This is a genomic window from Streptomyces cyanogenus (genome assembly GCF_017526105.1).
Taxonomy (GTDB): domain Bacteria; phylum Actinomycetota; class Actinomycetes; order Streptomycetales; family Streptomycetaceae; genus Streptomyces; species Streptomyces cyanogenus.
Map to the genome: position 1 here is coordinate 8,598,019 of NZ_CP071839.1, position 16,459 is coordinate 8,614,477.

Here is a 16,459-nt window from a genome sequence, read left to right on the forward strand (position 1 = left end):
GGCTACTCGACGCCGCCCACGTCACCGTCACCCCTGTCGCAGTAGGCGGCCGGGTCACACGGCCGCGGGATAGGCGCTGGCCCCGGACGGCACCGCGGCGGGCCCGGCCGCGACCGAGGGCCGGAAGCCCTTGAGGATCAGGTACAGAGCGAGGCAGATCTCCCAGGCGAACACCGGGATGGCGGCGAGGGCCGCCCACACCGAGAACTGTTCGTAGACGCCGAACATCTGAGCGGCGCCCGAGGCGAAGACCAGCGGGCCGCCGGCCAGCCCCAACACGGGTATGAAGCGGGGCACCAGGCCTGAGTGGTACAGCGGGTAGGCAATCAGCACCGTGTTGGTTCCGCAGACGAAGCTGGGACCGACCAGGAACGTCCAGTTGTGGAAGGCCACGAGGGCGCTTGCGAGCGTGGTCGCGTCGGAGTCGGCCGTTCCGGCCAGGTCGTGCCGCAGCGTGACGAGCGCGAGTAGGGGGACGACGCCGACGGCGATGACCCCGGCTTCGAGAGTACGCAGGCCCACATAACCCAGCGCGGCGCCCTCGTTGTGCCGCTTGACGACGGGAAACAGCGCGACCGCCGTCCCGACGACGGCGAGCGCCAGGATCACCTCGAGAAGCACTCCGACCAGCACCCCGGTGTCGGACCCCGGACCGACGACGTAGTCGGTGTGTTTGAGCACCGGCTCGTACAGAACGAGCGCGGCGACGGAGGTGACGTGGGTGACGAGGTAGAGGAGGCCGCCGACCATGGCGGCCCTTCGGTCGGAAGTCATGAGAGACCCCTCCTGAACCAGAGGCGTACGGCGTACACCTGACTGCTCCGCACGCTAGGTGTACGCTGTACACATGTCAAGTGGGAAGAATCGAGGACTTCTGGGACCTCGGCGGTGGGCGGCATGACCGAGTCCGCCACGGCCCCTCGCCGCGTGCCGTTGGACCGGGAGCGGGTTCTGCGCGCCGCGGTGGCTCTCGCCGACGGCCTCGGCATCGAGGCGCTGAGCATGCGCAACCTGGCCGAACGGCTGGGAGTGGTGCCCATGGCGCTCTACAAGCACGTGGCGAACAAGGAGGAGCTGCTCGACGGCATGGTCGAGGTCATCGTCGGCGAGATCGACCCGCCGGCGCCGGGCGCGGACTGGAAGCGCGCGATCCGGCAGAGGATCCTCTCGGCCCGGCAGGCGCTGCTGCGCCACCGCTGGGCATCCCAGGTGATCGAGTCGCGCACGCACGCCCCGCCCGTCGTGCTGGAGTACATGGACTCGCTGATGGGAACGTTCCGGGCCGGCGGCTTCTCCGTCGACCTCACCCACCACGTCATGCACGCTCTCGGGAGCCGCATATGGGGGTTCACCCAGGAGGTGTTCCCCACGCCGCTGCCACCGGCCGACCCGGAGGCGCGGGCGGCAATGTTCGGCCAACTGGCCGCACGGTACCCCCACATCATCGAGGTCGCCACGGCCGGGTACCACGACGGGCAGTCGGCCGTGGGCAGTGGCTGCGACGACCAGTTCGAGTTCGAGTTCGCCCTGGACGTCCTCCTGGACGGCTTCGAACGGCTCCACCGGCAGGGCTGGAACTCCGCCGAGCGCAGGCCGGGCACCCGCACCGCCGGGTAGCTTGCGGGTGGCCGTCGGCGTCCCGGCGGCAGTAGGCCGCCTAGTACGGAGAACGACAGTCAAGGCGGGACTATCACCAACCGGCGCCGTGCGTCCTATGCATGGATCACGACCCCTTCTTCGTGATCGTCTGAACTACCGCACCATCATGCGTTAGACCGATGGTGCTCCTTTCCAACTGCCTCGGGAAGGGGCACCTCCGCTGTGTAGATCAGGGGCTGTCCATGCTGGTCCGCCAAGCAGAGTTCACCGTCGACCTCGGCGAAAGCAGATACTTCATCGGCTTCACCGAGCGCGACGACTACCCGGACGAGATGCCCTATGGCTGGCGGTGCGGTCCCGCCGGCGATGCCAGCGCCGTAGTCCTGACCACCACCGACACCGGGCCCTTGCAGCTCACCATTCAAGTGCATGACGGCCAGCCGGCCCCTGAGACGAGTGGCGCATGGGAGCCCGCGGAGGAGATGAGCCTCCGGGCCGAGACCGACAGCCTTCACCTCGCCGTCATCGCTTCCGGCGAGGTCAGCGATGCATGGCCGGAGGACGAACCCCCGCTCCCCTTGGAGCCGCTGCTGCGCCAGGTCCGATGGGTGCGCCTGCGTTTGTACTGCCACGCGAAGACCCGGAAGCCGGAACGGGTGACCACGGGGAACGTCATCTGATCGGTGGACTACACCACCGATCTGCCGCTGCAGAGCTGAGAACCCTTCGACTACCTGTGCGACAGGGCGCCGCTCGGCGGTTACGCGTCGGCCGGTGCCTTCTCGCCGCGCTGCCTAAGGGCTGTCCAGCAAACGTCTACGGTGTGCTGGTTGATCAGCCCGTTTCTCGGTTACCCGGCCAGGTGAGCGCCGTCACCTTTCAGGCGGCAGTCGCGGAGGATCTTCCAGCTCTTCATCCGGGCGAAGACGTGCTCGACGCGGGCGCGGACCTTGCGGTGAGAGGCGTTGTGTTCCTCTTTCCAGTCGGGGAGTTCGGCTTGGCCGCGCTCGCGACGGTGCGGAAGGACCAGGCCGGTGCCCCGGTAGCCGCCGTCTGCGATGACCGTGGTGCGGCCGACGGCGTCCTTCGCGCCGGACAGCTCCCACGCCTTGCAGTCGTTGCGGTTGCCGGGCACCGGCCGGCCGACGACGACCACGAGCCGGGTGTCGGCATCGATAACGACCTGGTGGTTGGTCGAGTACCTGTAGTTCTTCGACTGCTCGGCGACCGTGTGGTCACGGGTGGGCACCAGGGTTCCATCCACGATCAGCACGGTGTCTTTGCGGGACCTCGTGTGCGGCTGGATCGCGAGTGACGGCCCGAGGTGGTCGATGATGCGGTCGGCCGCCGACTTCGGGATGCCGAAGAGCGGCGCAAGCTGCCGCAGGTTCAGGTTCGTGCGCCAGTACGCGGCGGCCAGCAGCACCCGGTCTTCCAGCGGCAGGCTCCACGGCCGGCCCTTGCGAACCGGGTCCGCGCCCTCGCGTCGTAACGCGGTGATCAGCTTGCCGAACTGACGTCGGCTCAGCCCGGTGAACGGGGCTATCCAGGACGGCTCCGACGCCGTGATCACACCAGCCACAGCCAGATCGTCTCAAAGATCGGCGGCATGGCACGATGACCGTCATGGCAGGTCAGGTCTGGGTGTCACTCATATCGCTGGGCGGCGTTGTCCTCGGCGGCGTGTTGTCCTACCTCGTTCAGCACAGGACTCAACTCTCGGCGGAACGCGCAGAACAGCAACGGCAACAGATCGCCTTGTCGGAGGCCCGGCGCGGGGAACGGCTCGCGCTGCTGGAGCGGTTCATCGAGGTGGGGGCCGAGGCCGAACGCTGCGCCTTCAGTCGGCCTTCCGAGTGGGAGCGCACCGACGCCTGGTTCCTCACGACCCGGGATGTCATGAACAGGCTGTGGGTTGCGGAGCGGCTCATCCGCATCCAGTTCCCCCTGCCCGTGCACGACGCGGCACGCGGGTACTTCCTCGACCTCAACCGGACGGTGTGGGAAGGCTTGCCTGACGGCGAGAGCGTGCGGGACTACTTGGAGGACAACCGGCTGGCGTTTCTGGACGCGGCCCGCGCGGTCATGGGGTAGCACACTGCCGACCCCGGAGATCTTTTACGGGACAGCCCTTAGCAGATGCCAAGCCCGCCAGCTAGGAGCTGGTAACCGCCTGACGGATCGCGGCCAGCATCTCGTCGCGGTGCGGGGCGTTGTTCCGCGACCAGATGGGTGACCGCATCGTCGCTGCGATCACGAAGTCACGATGCTTGCCGTCGCGGGTCGTGATTCGAAGCGAACTCTTCCGGAACGGTGCCACCGAGAGAATCTCCCGCAACGACACAGCCCGGGCCCTATTCGCCCACCCCGCAACCAGATCCATTGCCTTGGCCGCCCCCGCTGGCCCCAGCTTGCCAGCTATCTTCGTAAGCAGATCACCTACCAGACGGGTGTCCCACGGTCCGATATAGATGCGCTGGTTGGTGAGAATGAGGAGACCACCCTGTAGCGCGAGCTCAGTTCCTGGAATCGCGGCTGACCCTCTCTTCACACATAGCACCTCTTCACCCGGCTCCGGTGGCAAGGTAACCCACTGGTTCATGCCAACCTCCTGGCTCACATGCGAGGCGCCTCGCGAACGCCCCTTCTTGAATGTTGACTCCGCGGTCAGGCGGGCAGGAGCGACACACCGCAGGATCCGCCACTCAGGGCCCAATGGGACGCGGGATGACCCGTTTGCCGCTTCCGGCAGAACCGGAGCGCTCAGCGAGTCCCGGCGACACCGACACGGGATCGTCACGATCAGAGACCGCAAAACCGAGGTAGACGGATTTTGTCGGTGACCCTAACGAGTTGGTGCCTGATATCGGGTGAGGGGTGTTTGCCTTACTCACGACCGTCTTCAGACGTTGGCCGTGCGGTCTGAGACGAGGCTGGCGATGGCGTGGTAGGGGTCGGGCAGGCGGTCGCGGCGATGGGTCCAGCGGGTCAGTTGCTTCCAGCGTTTGTGGTCGGCGAGGGTGTGTTCGACGGTGATGCGGTCGGATGAGTGGCCGTGGCGGTCGCGTTCCCATTGTTCGTCGGACGGGGCCCACCCCCTCAGTCTTCAGGACGATCGCCGAGAAGCCTTCCCCCTCAGCGCACCGCCGTCGTTGGTCAGCTCGCCGTGGTGGCGCGGGAGCCGGACCAGCTCCTCCAGCAGCCACGCGACGGTGGCGGGGGAGGTGGCGTCCTGCTGGAGGCGGACCGGCGCGCCCAGCGGGTGACGGCCGCCGTAGCGGGCCATGACGCTGGCGACGTACCGGGCGACATGGTCGGCCATCACGTCCACGTGGGCGCCGCCGAGTCTGGCGCCCCGGGGGCGGTTGTGCGGCATCGAGTCGTACACCACGGCGATGCGGATTTCGGGGCCGTAGTGCTCGACGTGCCAGCACTGTACATGCTCCAGCCGGGGAGGAAGGGTTTCGTCGGCGCCGATCAGCAGGTACGTCAGGTCCGACAGCCCGATGCGGATCTGGAAGCCGCCGCCGTCGGCGTGCGCCAGCTCCGCGTCAAGGCCGCGCCCGCGCAGAGCGTCGAGAACCCTCTGGTACTGGCGCGTGATCTGGCTGCGGGAGCAGACGTAGCTGATGACGAAGCGGATCAGCGGAGCCGGGTCGGCGGTCCAGTCGAGGTAGCCGGACTCGTCGGTCGCGGTGCCGAGGAAGGTGCGCCGCCGCCAGAAGAGCCGGTCGTCCGCTGGCCCTCGGTGACCTGGACTTCCAACTGGGACTGGGTGCGCAGTTCCGCGCCCAGCCGGGAGATGGGAATGCGACTTCGCCGAGACGCCGGGACTGATCCGGCTGCTTGTCACGGCGTGTTCATCGTCATCGCCTACCTCACCGGGATGCGCCCGGGCGAGGTGCTCGGGCTGCGCCACGGCTGCTGCCCGGATCCCGAGCCCGATGCCTGCGGCCGCACCAGTCGCCACCTGATCTACGGCCACGAGTACAAGAACGCCGCCGACGAGTACGGCAACCACCACTCCGCCGGGCGCGAACGTGACGTTCCCTGGGTGGCCGAGTCGGCCGACTACCTCGGTTTTCTATGCCCTGCGGGCTTTAGAGGTGCTGCGCACGCAGCGCAAGGCGTTCTACGTCCCCATCGACTCCGGGCTGTTTCTATGCCCTGTGGGCTTTAGAGGTGCTGCGCACGCCCAGGCATCGAAAGCCATCGAGGGCGATCGCACGACGTTTCTATGCCCTGCGGGCCTTAGAGGTGCTGCGCACCTTACCCCATCTGAGGGTGTGTTGACCAGCGGCGATCGAGATTGTGTGCCTCAGTGTTGAGACTTCGAACACCTCCCCCAACGGCACCGGAGCCTCGTGCGTTGTGGGCATCGATCCCGTCACCCGATCAGTGGCCACGCTGAAAGAGCTCACTGGCTGGCCAGTCGTCAGCTGGGCCCGCTGTATCTCACGCCGCATTCGGCAGTGCCTGAAGCTCCCCTCCGACAGCGCCCGCCTGAGATAGTGGGGCGGAGCGTCGTCACGCAGGGAAGGGATCCCGGGTGGACCGGCGAAGGCAGTTTCCCAGAGTTGAACCGCGACGATGACCCATGGCAGGGCCTCGATGCGGTGGGCGGTGCGCACATCCGGGTGTGGCGGGGGGAGCCCGGCCGGCTCACGGTGGTGATCAGCGACCCCGGCGCCGGGAAGTACGAAGAGGCGTTCGCCTGGCTGCGCACGGAGTATCCGCACGACACCGTAGAGCTCTTCCACCACCATCCCGGCGACTGGATCGCCATGGCCTTCTATGCGGCGCTGACCGTGGCCGAAGATGGCAGTGTGACCAAGACGCGGATTTCCGGAGACGCACTGGCGCAGCGCCTGGTGCCCTCCCTGTGCGCGACGGAGGATCCCGAAGACAACTCGGGCGGTTACGGCGGCCCCTGAGTGGTTGCGCCGTTTCAGCACAACCACACTAAAGAACAACAAGAGAGGTAGGATAATTGACCCTTTACGGCATCAAACCCGCCTACATCGCTGGGTTCTCGTTCCTCTGCCTGGCGGCTGGTGCGGTACAGCTGTTCCGGCATGGTGGCCCCTACTGGTTGATGATCGTCCTCTTCGTAGCCGTGGCCTGGAGCAACGGGCAGTGGCGGGAGGCCGGGCAACGGAATCCGGCCCAGCTGTCCAGCTCCGCTTTCTTCGTGATGCTGCTGGCCCCCTTCGTAAGCGCTGCCGCGCTGGTGTGGGGAATCGTCATGGAGCTTTGACCCCTGCTCTTACAACGGCTAATAGAATGGCTTGAGTTGTCGGTGGGTGATCAGACAGCAGGCAAGTTTGAGGAATGCTTCGTGGATGTCTGCTCGTCGTTCCCAGCGCACGCAGTCGGCCGAAGCCGTGGAGCCAGGCAAAGGTCCGCTCGGCCACTCACTGGTAGGCGCCGAGCCCGGAGCCGTGTCCGGTGCTGCGCCGTGCGATGGCGGGCATGATGCCGCGGGCGCGGACCCGCTTGCGGTAGCGGTCGTGGTCGTAGCCGCGCGTAGAAACGCAACTGCTCTGCGGCCGGGCCGGCCGACCCGGCCTCGGATGGGCGGGACGGCGTCCAGCAGGGGCAGGAGCTGGGTGACGTCGTTGCGGTTGCCGCCGGTCAGGATGACGGCGAGTGGTGTGCCGTGTCGGTCGGTGATCAGGTGATGTTTGGAGCCGGCTCGGCCCCGGTCGACCGGCGACGGGCCCGTCGCGAGCCCCCATTCAGCGCTCCGACGTGCGAGGAGTCGACCACGCAGCGGGACCAGTCGAGCTTCCTGGCTGCGTTCAGCTCAGCCAGGAGCACCTCGTGCAGTCGCTGCCAGACGCCGGACTCGTTCCAGTCCCGCAGTCGGCGCCAGCACGTCATGCCCGAGCCGAACCCCAGTTCCTTGGGGAGGTACTCCCACTGGATGGCCGTGTGCAGCACTTACAAGATCCCGCACAGCACCTGCCGGTCCGGCAGCGGTTTTCGGCCCGGGTACCGGAACCGGCGCTCCCTCCTCGGCAACAGCGGCTCGATCCGCTCCCACAACTCATCCGACACGATCCCGGTGATGCCCCCATGCACTGGCAACGGCCCAATCGGCCGCACAGACACGGTCCACGGCACCACCTCACCTCATTCTGTTAGCCGCTGTAATACTCCAGCAGCGGTTCGTGTCCTGAGCTGCGTGTTTGGTAGTGGCAGTGGCGGGCGATGGCCTTACGGCGTCTTCTCCAGGCCGACCATGTCAGTGCGTGGGTGACGGGGTCGTGGATGGCTCGGGGGCGGGGCAGGAGAGCGTCCAGGAGCCGCCGGATCTCCGCCACGGTGAGTGGGATGAGGGCTGATGCGTTTCTGCAGCCCCCTTTGCGTCGTTGTCGGCCTGGGCTGCAAGTGCGGTCAGGACTGCGTGGGCGAGCATGGCGAGTGTGATGTGCCGGTACCAGCCCACGTATCGACGGACCTCGTACTCGTCCAGGCCGCACTCGTTCTTCGCTGCCTGGAAGCACTCCTCGATCGCCCAGCGGCTGCCGGCGATGCTGGCCAGGTCGGAGATCTCGATGCCGGCGGGTGCGTAGGCCAGGTAGTAGGCGATCTCCCCGGGGTTTGACAGGCTGCGCCGGGCCATCACCCAGCGGTGATGGGTCGGCGGGTCGGGATCGAAGATGAAGTTGGCAGGCAGTTTGGCCGCGGCCCAGTCGTAGACTCGCTGGCCCTTCGCCCCTTTGCCGCAGGACAGCCGCTGCCAGGCATCAGCAGGAGCATCCTCGATGAGCTGGTCGATGCGCCAGATCCCGGCCAGGGACTTGATCTGCTGGGACTTGGGCACCGCCACCACGTAGTCGACGCCGAGCTGCTCGAGCAGGCGGCGGAAGTGCCAGTCCTGTCCATAGGCCTCGTCCGCGGTAACCCAGGCGGCGGGAAGGCCGGCGGCCAGGCAGCGGCGGACGATGTCCCGGGCCAGCTCGCCCTTCGTCGCGAACGGCCGTTCGTCAGGGATCTTGGCGGCCCGGCACCGCTCACGGTCGGATGTCCAGGACTTGGGCAGGTAGAGCTCCCGGTCGACCAGAGCCCGGCCCACGTCGGTGGCGTAGGCAGCGAACACCCCGATCTGGCAGTTGTCGATCTTTCCGGAGGTGCCGGTGTACTGCCGGCCGACACCGGCCGAGGTGGTGCCCTTCTTGACGAACCCGGTGTCGTCGATGATCAGCACTCCGTCCGGCCCCAGCCGTTCCGCGACGTACTCGCGGACATCGTCACGCAGAGCGTCCGCGTCCCAGACACTGCTGTTCAGCAGCCGCTGGAAACCGTCCGGGGTGCGGTGCCCAGCCCATTCCGCGAGCTGCCAGCCGTTCTTGCGCGTCGCCCGCCCCAGCAGTCCACGGACGTAGTCTCGCATCCGCCACCGCAGATCCGCCCTGCCGAACCTCTCCGCCACCCGCGCGAAGACCGAATCCAACTCAGCAGCCCATACCGAGCCTTCAGCCATCCCCTCCATACCAGCACAACGACAACTGCCAGCTCAGGACACGAACCGCTGCTGGAGTAGTAAGCCTGCTGCCGGACCCGCGTTTTGACAGGTTTCGGCGCCGCGGCGCATCTTCGAGTCGGCGCCGCAACGCGGCGAACTGTGCGGGCGCCGACCAGGTACGCCGGCCGTCGTCGAGTCCGACCAGTGCCTCGCAGTTCGAGTCGATGCAGGGCGACGTTATTGTCAAGCCCGCTGCCGCCGTGCAGGGCCAGCTCACTGCCGCATTATCGGCACGTCCGTCGTGAGCGGTACCGAGTACCGATCGACGACGCCGAGCGTCCACTCGATAGGGTGTGCAGCCTCACTGGTGGGCCGCGGTAGACGATGAAGCCGTTCTCCACCGGTCCTCGCCTGACGTCCGGAACTGGTGCAGTCATCGCCTCCGTGGTCATGAGGTCGTACAGGCCGGTGGTGGCCATGCGCTCGCTCCGGTGCTGGTGTCGGCCGCTTTGAGGACGCGCGGGAGATGGACGTGGAGGTGTTCGACGTCGACCTGGTGGCCGCGGGCGCGCAGTTCGCGGGCAAGGAGTTGGTGAGTCCGGATGCCCTTTCCGGACTAGGGAAGAGACCTGCCCGTGGCGCGAAACTCGACTGTCTGCTGGTGTCGTCGCGGGTACGCTGCTGGCATGTCTGATCAGGGAAGTTATCGCCGCGAATCCGCTCGGGTTCTGTTGATCGACGAGCTAGACCGCCTGCTCTTGCTGAAGTTCCATGTCGACCCAGATGCTCCCTCGAGCGGTCACGGATGGTGCACGCCCGGCGGCGGTGTCGAAGACGGGGAGACTCTGGCACAGGCGGCAGCCCGCGAGCTTCGCGAAGAGATTGGACTGTCCGTGGAACCAGAGTCCCTGGGATCAGCAGTAGCGGAAACCTCCGGATATGCAGATGTCGGATGGGCTGAGGGCGTCTTCCGGGACGTCTTCTTCCAACTTCGTGTCACAAGCCACCAGGTCGATGTGACTGGCCAGGAGGCGAACGAGCGCAAATACCACGCTGGGCACCGCTGGTGGCCCATCACTGACCTGGCAGCCACTAATGAGACGCTTTATCCCTTCGGCCTAGCCAAGTTGACGGCCGAGCTTGTGGCTGGGCAAGCCTTTGATGATCCGATTCAACTTCCCTGGCATCACTGAGGGCCACCTGAAGTGCATGCCCCTCGGTCAGGGTGGAGTGTCGGTGAAGACGGGCATGCCGAGGTCGACCAGGTGTGGCCGGCCGTCGGTGGGGGTGCGGTTGATGCTGTGCAGCTTGACGTTGGCACCGCGTCGAGGGAGCAATAGTCAAGAGTTGTGGATGGGGCCTTCCGGCGCGGTGATGTCGGCTGCTGCGAGCCGGGCATCTTCGCGCACCTGTGGGTCGGGGTGGTGGAGGAACGGCTCGATCAGCGGCCGGGCCCGCGGGTCGTGGGTGGCGCCGAGGACGTAGAGGGCGTATTCGAGGAGCTCGTGTTCCATCGTCGGCATGGCGGTCGCCAGCAGTTCGACGAGGTGCAGGGGCAGGCGGTGGTGGTTGAAGGCCTCGCTGATCGAGTTCAGGGCGGACTCGCGGACCTTGGTTTCCGGTTCGTTGACGGCCAGGCTGACCAGGCGTCCGACGACCAGGCAGGCGGTGTCCGTGTCGAGCGCGGTGCCGCGCAGGAGGTCCCCGAGGACTGCAGCGGCAACGTCCCGACGGTTCGGATCGCGGTCGGTCAACTCGTCAAGCGCCGCGAGCATGTCCTTCACGCCGCCACCTCGGACCGCTCGAGCAGGATGCCGTTCTCGAAGCGTGCACCGGCGCGGACCAGGGGGACCAGGTGGGCTCCGGTGATCGCGCGCCACCGCGCCTGGGCGGACTCGACCAGTTTGAACACCATCGCGAGCGCGGCCGCCGGGCTGCCGGCGTCTCGGGTGACCTTGGTGCGGAGCTTGACCGTGGAGAAGGTCGACTCGATGGGGTTGGTGGTCCGCAGGTGGATCCAGTGCTCGGCCGGGAAGTCGTAGAACGCGAGCAGTTCGTCCCGGTGCTCGGTGATCTTCGCGACGGCCTTGGGGAACTTGGCGCCGTAGGTCTTCGCGAACGCCTCGATCGCCTTCTCGGCGTGAGTGCGGGACTCGGCGTTGTAAATCTCCTGCATTGCCTTCGTTGCTCCGGGCTGTGCGGACTTGGGGCAGGCCGTTGGTGACATCACCCTGGCCGCAGCGGCAAGGACTCAGCGGGGCTCAGGCGAACTCTCGGGTGTCGCACTACCGTGGCGATGTCATGGCGCGTAGTTGAGGAAGCCATCGTTCCGCGCCCCTTGCTCCACCCATCCCATTGAGCCGCCACTCCTCAGGCTCGTGAGCTCTAGGCGGGGGCGGCCGTGGCAACCGGCGACTTCGGTCAGCAGTACTTCTTTTGCACCAGGTCGGCCATGCTCTTCTTGCTCACCCGCTCGCCACAACGCACGGCGCCGTCTATCGCGGCACCGTAGCTTCTCGCCCGGCCGTGGGCCTGCTCGATCCACTTGGTACCGCCGTCGCACCGGTACCCGACCCAATACCCCGAAGCCTTGAGTCTGCCTAGGTAGAAGAAGTACCGGCCCTTCTTCGTCAGTGTGTCGGAGACACTGACGCTTCGCGTCGTAGTGTGGCCCTTCTCGTGCGCGTAGCTGCCGTTGACGTGTGCATCCAAGCTGATCAGGATCCCCTTCACTCCGAACCCTCCGGAAGCCCCTGAGTCGACGCTCCGCCCGGACGTCAGCGTCTTTGAGTGCTCGAGAGTCTTCGTGATCGTGCGGCTACCGCCCGTGTACTCCTTCTCGTACCCCTTCACCTTGTGGGTGAGCACCCGGGTCCGACTTGTGGTGACCCAGTCCACACTGTGACTTCCCGGGTCGCAGATCAGCGGCCCCGCGTTCGCTGCGGTCGCCGGCATGAGAGTCAGCAACGATGCGGTCATCCCCACTGTGGCAGCCGCCGCGGCCAGGCTGTTCCTCACTGCCTACTCCTCCTTGTTGTTCGCTCTTGTCCATTGCCCATCTCAGAGAGTGCGATCTTCGATGCCTTCCCGGGTAGTCCGTGATGGGACCTCAGTTCCGCCTGGTCTCAGGCGGCTGATGTCATCTTCTGGGTTGCGATCGCTGACATGTTGACGCCCAGTCCACGGTTGTTTGACGATCCGTCCGCGCTCAGTCGGCTGCAGGTCCGTCGCCGATCTCCTGGAGCAGGGCACGGCGGCGGTAGTCGCGGGGCGACAGGCCGTAGGCCGAGCGGAACGCGCGTGTGAAGACCGGATGGTGCTCGAAGCCCGCGCGCACGGCGACGAGATGCACCGGGACGTCGCTCCTGGCGGGATCGGCGAGCTGCTCGCGGGCACGCTCCAGACGCAGGTGGCGGATCCAGCCGGACACCGTGGTCTCGCGGTCCTGAAACAGCCGGTGGAGATAGCTGGTCGAGATGTGGTGCGCGGCGGCAATGGCGGTCGGCGTCAGGTCGGGGTCGTGCAGGTGGTCGCGGATGAACGCCTGGATGCGCAGGGTCAGGGTCCGCCTCCGGGATTCGGCGGGGAGGCGGTCGATGGCGTCGAGCGCGTTCGCGAACACGGCCGCGAGCAGGTCGAGCAGGACCGTCTCCAGCCGGGGTGCGTCGGCGGCGGCGTACGAACGCGGGTTGTCCACCAAGGTGGCGACGAAGGCCGTCAGCAGGGCCCCGACGCCCTCCTGTCCTGTCATCCGGTGACCGATCACCTGGTTGAGATCGTCCGAGGACAGGGGCAGGCGCGCTCGGGGCACGTCGACGCTCACGGCGTCCACGCCTTCCCCCTGAGGGCCCAAGAGGATCTCCCAGGGGCGGGAGGAGTCGTTGGTACGGAACTCGTAAGGGCCGTACAGGGCGTCCGGGCCGCCCATGCGGAAACCCACGGTGCCCTTGGTGATCAGCGAGAGGTGGATGATCTCGGGGTCGGATTGGCGGATGAGCCGCGGTGTCCGCCTGATGGTCTGGGGCGACCAGACCGAGGACCACACGAGCGCGCTCCCCAGTTGGACGACGCGCTGCTGCGCGCGGAAGTCGGAGTCGGGACGACAGACCAGGTCTACGGGTGCGTGTATCTGGGACAACTTCTCCCGCCATGCGTCGACCCGGTCGGCCCCCGGTAAGTCCTCGGTACTGAACACTGTTTCGATCACCGCTTCTGCCCCCGTCGCAGCGTGGATGAAAACCGGGACCTGGCCGGCCCGGCACGCCACCAGCATGCCCAGAGGCAAAGAAGCAGCAAAGAGTCTCGCTCCATTCGGCCTGATTTGGCCCCCTCGGCCTGGTCGTCCAAGCGAACCGCCTGCTCAACCGCGAGCGCGCTGCCGTCGAGCACGGCTTCGCGGACCTGAAGTCCTGGCGCTTCCCGACCAAGATCCGTATGACCGCCCGGCACGTCACCACCCTCCTGCGGGCCCTTCTCGTCCTCACGAACACCGAAATCCACCGGTGACAGACGATCTCGCGAAGAGGATCACACCTCTGACCGGCGCGAGTACATCACCGCAGGCGCACACCAACTCCCCGACCTGCGAAGTCAGGATCGCCCTTCGCTTCGCCTTCGGGCCCGGGGACCGCGGTCCTGCAGTCGGCGTCGGGAAAGACGTTGATCTCACCGAGACACCTGCGCCGTGGCGCTCTCCCGGTCCGGGTAACTCCATCCTGACTTCGGGAGGAGGACGAGCACGCCGTAGGCGTCGAAGGCGCCGGCTGGCTTTATCAGCGAGTCCTGACACCGGTTGTCGATCGGGAGCGACAGCGCCCGGTGTCGGTGAAGAGTGATATCGCCGATTTTTGACACCACTTGGGTGCTTGCGGTGGGAGGATCGGAGTGCTCTCCGCGGTGAGGGGGTGGCGCCTGTGCCACCGAAGTCCAAGGTCGATCTGTACGCGGCGATTCGCCGTGATGCCCGGGCGGGGGTCTCGAACCGGGCCTTGCAGCGCAAGTACGGAGTCGGCTTCCGGACGGTGAGGGCAGCCATGGCTTCGGTCTGGCCCGAACCTCGCAAGCCGTTGCCGCCCCGCAAGACGCGGCTGGATGCGTTCAAGCCGGTCATCGACCAGATGCTGCGGGCGGATCTGGATGCTCCGCGCAAGCAGCGTCACACCGTCAAGCGGATCTTCGACCGCCTGGTCGACGAGCACGGTGCGGTGGAGGTGACCTATCCCATGGTGCGGGCTTACGTCGCCGACCGCCGCCCTCAGATACGGATCGAGGCGGGCCGGGGGCCGTTGAACGCGTTCATCCCGCAAACCCATGTGCCGGGGGCCGAAACGGAGGTCGACTTCGGGGACGTGACGATCCGTCTGGCCGGCGAGCAGGTCAAGGTCTACCTGTTCGCGATGCGCCTGTCCTACTCCGGCAAGGCCGTGCACCGCATCTTCGCGTCCTGCGGGCAGGAGGCGTTCTTCGAAGGCCACGTCCACGCTCTCAGCGTGCTGGGCGGGGTGCCGACCGGCAAGGTCCGTTACGACAACTTGCGGGCCGCAGTTGCTCGCGTTCTGGGTTTGTCCAGGGCGAGGGTGGAGAACGAACGGTGGACCGCGTTCCGTTCGCACTACGGCATTGAAAGTTTGTACTGCCGCCCCCGGACTTGAAGGCGCCCACGAGAAGGGCGGGGTTGAAGGTCAGATCGGCTGGTTCAAGAGAAACCACCTGGTCCCCGTCCCGGAAGTCGGCTCGCTGGCCGAACTGAACGCGATGGTCGAGCGGTGGGACGACGAGGACGACGAACGCCGCATCCGCTCCCGGCCCCGGACGATCGGCGAGTACTTCGCTGCCGAGCGTCCGCTACTGCAACCGTTGCCGGACGAGCCGTTCGAGACGGGACGGCTGTTCAGCCTGCGGGTGGACCGATACGCGCAGGTCAGCGTCCGCACGAACCGCTACTCGGTTCCGGTGAAACTGATCGGCCGCACCGTGAGGGTGATGCTGCACGCCTCCGAGGTCGTGGTCTACGACGGACGCACGGAGGTCGCCCGGCACGAACGGTTGATCGCCAAGGGCCAGGTCAGGCTGGAGTTGGACCACTACCTGGAGGCGCTGGTCCGCAAGCCCGGTGCGTTCCCCGGCGCGACCGCGCTGGAGCAGGCCCGCTCGGCAGGCAAGTTCACCCCGGTCCACGACGCGTGGTGGGCGGCAGCCTGCAAGGCCCACGGCGACCGTGACGGCACCCGGGCCCTGATCGAGGTCCTGCTGCTGGGCCGGCACCTTCACCACGAGCACCTGGTGGCCGGGCTTGCCGCTGCACTGCGGGCCGGGGCGCTGACCTCGGATGCCGTCGCACTGGAGGCCCGCAAGGCGGCCGAAGCCGACGACACACCAGTTCCCGCGGCCGAGCCGGAGCCCGGCCAGGCTGCGGTGACGTTCCTGACCGAGCGTCGCCTGGCCCACCTGCCGCCGGACACCCGGCCGCTGCCATCGGTCGCGGCCTACGACCAACACCGACCTGGACTCCCTCACCGGCGGACTCCACCCCGGCCAGCTCATCGTCATTGCCGCCCGCCCCGCCATGGGAAAGTCCACCCTTGTCCTCGACTTCGTCCGCTGCGCCAGCATCAAACACGCCATACCCAGCGCCGTGTTCTCCCTTGAAGCAGACCGCAACGAGATCGGCATGCGCCTGCTCTTCAACCGCCTCAAGCAATGGCGCGGCCTGGCCACCCGCTACGACAAGACCCGCGAGTCCTCCCAGGCCGCCGTCACCATCGCCTCAATCCTTCGCTGGATCTGAACCTTGAAGACGATCTCTAGTCCCGGATCCCCAGGTCTTCCCTCATCAGTGTCCGCATCGCTACCAGCCGGGGCTCCGCCTGCTTTACCTCGACGAGTAGGTGCTCTGCACTCTCGCCGTCACACGCGAGGCCACGGTCAATGCGCTTGGCCGCCACGTCGATCTCAGCGAGCACCTTGTTGAGTTCTCGCGAGGCCTCCATGATCCGCAAGGGGACGATCATTTGGGCTGCCGCGTAGCGGTCGCGGTACTCCCTGCGGGAATCCTCAAGACGGGTACGGTCCTCCTCGGCATAGACGCCGTCACGGATGCGGTGCAGGGCGTCCTTGAGGAGCGTGTGAAATTGCTCTGAGGCACGGTTCATGGCCGTGTATGCCTCTCGCCGCTCCTCGAAGGACCTTCTCCGGTCGGCGATTTCGGCCTCGGCGGCGCGTTCACGGGCGTTGAAGCGTTGCGGGAGTACCGAGCCGAGAAGCGCTCCGCCGAGGCCCGCCGCCGCAGTGATCGCGGTCGCTATCGCGTCTGACATGCCCGGACCCTATCGCCATCCGCACTGACGCGGCTTTGCACGCGCGGGAGTTGGGGGGCGGGGCGGTGCGGGT

Annotated in this window: 17 protein-coding genes and 5 pseudogenes; 10 read left to right on the forward strand and 12 right to left on the reverse strand. The window is 66.9% G+C overall.

All coding sequences use genetic code 11. From position 1 onward, the window contains the following. Positions 1–54: 54 nt before the first annotated feature. Entirely contained in the window at positions 55–774 is a 720-nt protein-coding gene (locus tag S1361_RS37990) for a DUF4386 domain-containing protein (RefSeq protein ID WP_208036336.1), read from the reverse strand. Between the two features lie 123 nt (positions 775–897). Here S1361_RS37990 and S1361_RS37995 point away from each other — a divergent pair, with 123 nt between their 5' ends. Together S1361_RS37995 and S1361_RS38000 are read left to right on the forward strand one after the other, a co-directional pair. After that, the gene (locus S1361_RS37995) at positions 898–1,617 is read left to right on the forward strand and encodes a TetR/AcrR family transcriptional regulator C-terminal domain-containing protein (protein WP_208036337.1); all 720 of its coding nucleotides are present in this window, start codon (positions 898–900) and stop codon (positions 1,615–1,617) included. A 224-nt stretch (positions 1,618–1,841) separates the two neighbouring features. Beyond that, positions 1,842–2,279, forward strand: a complete 438-nt coding sequence (locus S1361_RS38000) for a hypothetical protein (RefSeq protein ID WP_243769466.1) — start codon at positions 1,842–1,844, stop codon at positions 2,277–2,279. Positions 2,280–2,449: 170 nt separating this feature from the next. Here the strand turns inward: S1361_RS38000 and S1361_RS38005 are convergent, their stop codons facing one another. Continuing rightward, a complete protein-coding gene (locus S1361_RS38005; protein ID WP_208036338.1) occupies positions 2,450–3,181 on the reverse strand; it encodes a transposase in 732 nt (243 codons plus the stop codon). A gap of 35 nt (positions 3,182–3,216) precedes the next feature. Between S1361_RS38005 and S1361_RS38010 the strand changes: the two genes are divergently transcribed. Continuing rightward, the gene (locus tag S1361_RS38010) at positions 3,217–3,693 is read left to right on the forward strand and encodes a hypothetical protein (RefSeq protein WP_208036339.1); all 477 of its coding nucleotides are present in this window, start codon (positions 3,217–3,219) and stop codon (positions 3,691–3,693) included. Positions 3,694–3,754: 61 nt separating this feature from the next. Here the strand turns inward: S1361_RS38010 and S1361_RS38015 are convergent, their stop codons facing one another. The 3 genes and pseudogenes from S1361_RS38015 to S1361_RS38020 form a co-directional block, all read right to left on the reverse strand. Continuing rightward, positions 3,755–4,201, reverse strand: a complete 447-nt coding sequence (locus S1361_RS38015; RefSeq protein WP_208036340.1) for a hypothetical protein — start codon at positions 4,199–4,201, stop codon at positions 3,755–3,757. 300 nt (positions 4,202–4,501) lie between these two features. Further along, positions 4,502–4,678 (reverse strand): annotated as a pseudogene (locus tag S1361_RS40475) (transposase); the annotation flags it as partial. A gap of 27 nt (positions 4,679–4,705) precedes the next feature. Next, on the reverse strand, positions 4,706–5,452 hold the full coding sequence (locus S1361_RS38020; protein ID WP_243769467.1) for a hypothetical protein: 747 nt from the start codon (positions 5,450–5,452) through the stop codon (positions 4,706–4,708). Positions 5,453–5,455: 3 nt separating this feature from the next. On the opposite strand from S1361_RS38020, the gene S1361_RS40125 reads away from it, so the two are divergent. The 3 genes from S1361_RS40125 (at position 5,456) to S1361_RS38035 (ending at position 6,856) form a co-directional block, all read left to right on the forward strand. Next, complete coding sequence (locus S1361_RS40125; protein WP_208036341.1) at positions 5,456–5,779, forward strand: hypothetical protein; 324 nt, start codon at positions 5,456–5,458, stop codon at positions 5,777–5,779. Positions 5,780–6,176: 397 nt separating this feature from the next. Next, complete coding sequence (locus S1361_RS38030; RefSeq protein WP_208036342.1) at positions 6,177–6,533, forward strand: hypothetical protein; 357 nt, start codon at positions 6,177–6,179, stop codon at positions 6,531–6,533. Between the two features lie 56 nt (positions 6,534–6,589). Beyond that, complete coding sequence (locus S1361_RS38035; RefSeq protein WP_208036343.1) at positions 6,590–6,856, forward strand: hypothetical protein; 267 nt, start codon at positions 6,590–6,592, stop codon at positions 6,854–6,856. A gap of 18 nt (positions 6,857–6,874) precedes the next feature. Here S1361_RS38035 and S1361_RS38040 read toward each other — a convergent pair. Further along, positions 6,875–7,671 (reverse strand): annotated as a pseudogene (locus S1361_RS38040) (IS5 family transposase). Between the two features lie 175 nt (positions 7,672–7,846). Then, complete coding sequence (locus S1361_RS38045) at positions 7,847–9,088, reverse strand: IS701 family transposase (RefSeq protein ID WP_208036344.1); 1,242 nt, start codon at positions 9,086–9,088, stop codon at positions 7,847–7,849. Positions 9,089–9,602: 514 nt separating this feature from the next. On the opposite strand from S1361_RS38045, the gene S1361_RS38050 reads away from it, so the two are divergent. Further along, positions 9,603–9,764, forward strand: coding sequence for a hypothetical protein (locus S1361_RS38050; RefSeq protein WP_208036345.1), 162 nt, complete (start codon positions 9,603–9,605; stop codon positions 9,762–9,764). Continuing rightward, positions 9,757–10,263: an NUDIX hydrolase gene (locus tag S1361_RS38055; RefSeq protein WP_208036346.1), complete on the forward strand. Its 507-nt coding sequence runs from the start codon at positions 9,757–9,759 to the stop codon at positions 10,261–10,263. The genes S1361_RS38050 and S1361_RS38055 overlap by 8 nt, the downstream gene beginning before the upstream one ends. Before the next feature lie 147 nt (positions 10,264–10,410). Here the strand turns inward: S1361_RS38055 and S1361_RS38060 are convergent, their stop codons facing one another. The 4 genes and pseudogenes from S1361_RS38060 to S1361_RS38075 form a co-directional block, all read right to left on the reverse strand. Next, entirely contained in the window at positions 10,411–10,845 is a 435-nt protein-coding gene (locus S1361_RS38060) for a hypothetical protein (RefSeq protein ID WP_208036962.1), read from the reverse strand. Positions 10,846–10,850: 5 nt separating this feature from the next. Beyond that, a pseudogene (locus tag S1361_RS38065) lies at positions 10,851–11,285 on the reverse strand (transposase); the annotation flags it as partial. Between the two features lie 206 nt (positions 11,286–11,491). Next, complete coding sequence (locus S1361_RS38070; protein ID WP_208036347.1) at positions 11,492–12,088, reverse strand: hypothetical protein; 597 nt, start codon at positions 12,086–12,088, stop codon at positions 11,492–11,494. 190 nt (positions 12,089–12,278) lie between these two features. After that, a complete protein-coding gene (locus S1361_RS38075) occupies positions 12,279–13,208 on the reverse strand; it encodes an AraC family transcriptional regulator (protein WP_243769468.1) in 930 nt (309 codons plus the stop codon). 775 nt (positions 13,209–13,983) lie between these two features. Between S1361_RS38075 and istA the strand changes: the two are divergent. Next, positions 13,984–15,610 (forward strand): annotated as a pseudogene (istA, locus tag S1361_RS40480) (IS21 family transposase); the annotation flags it as partial. Then, positions 15,555–15,752, forward strand: a pseudogene (locus S1361_RS38085) (DnaB-like helicase C-terminal domain-containing protein); the annotation flags it as partial. The pseudogenes istA and S1361_RS38085, both read left to right, overlap by 56 nt. A 121-nt stretch (positions 15,753–15,873) precedes the next feature. Here S1361_RS38085 and S1361_RS38090 read toward each other — a convergent pair. Then, complete coding sequence (locus S1361_RS38090) at positions 15,874–16,386, reverse strand: hypothetical protein (RefSeq protein WP_208036349.1); 513 nt, start codon at positions 16,384–16,386, stop codon at positions 15,874–15,876. Positions 16,387–16,459 lie beyond the last annotated feature (73 nt).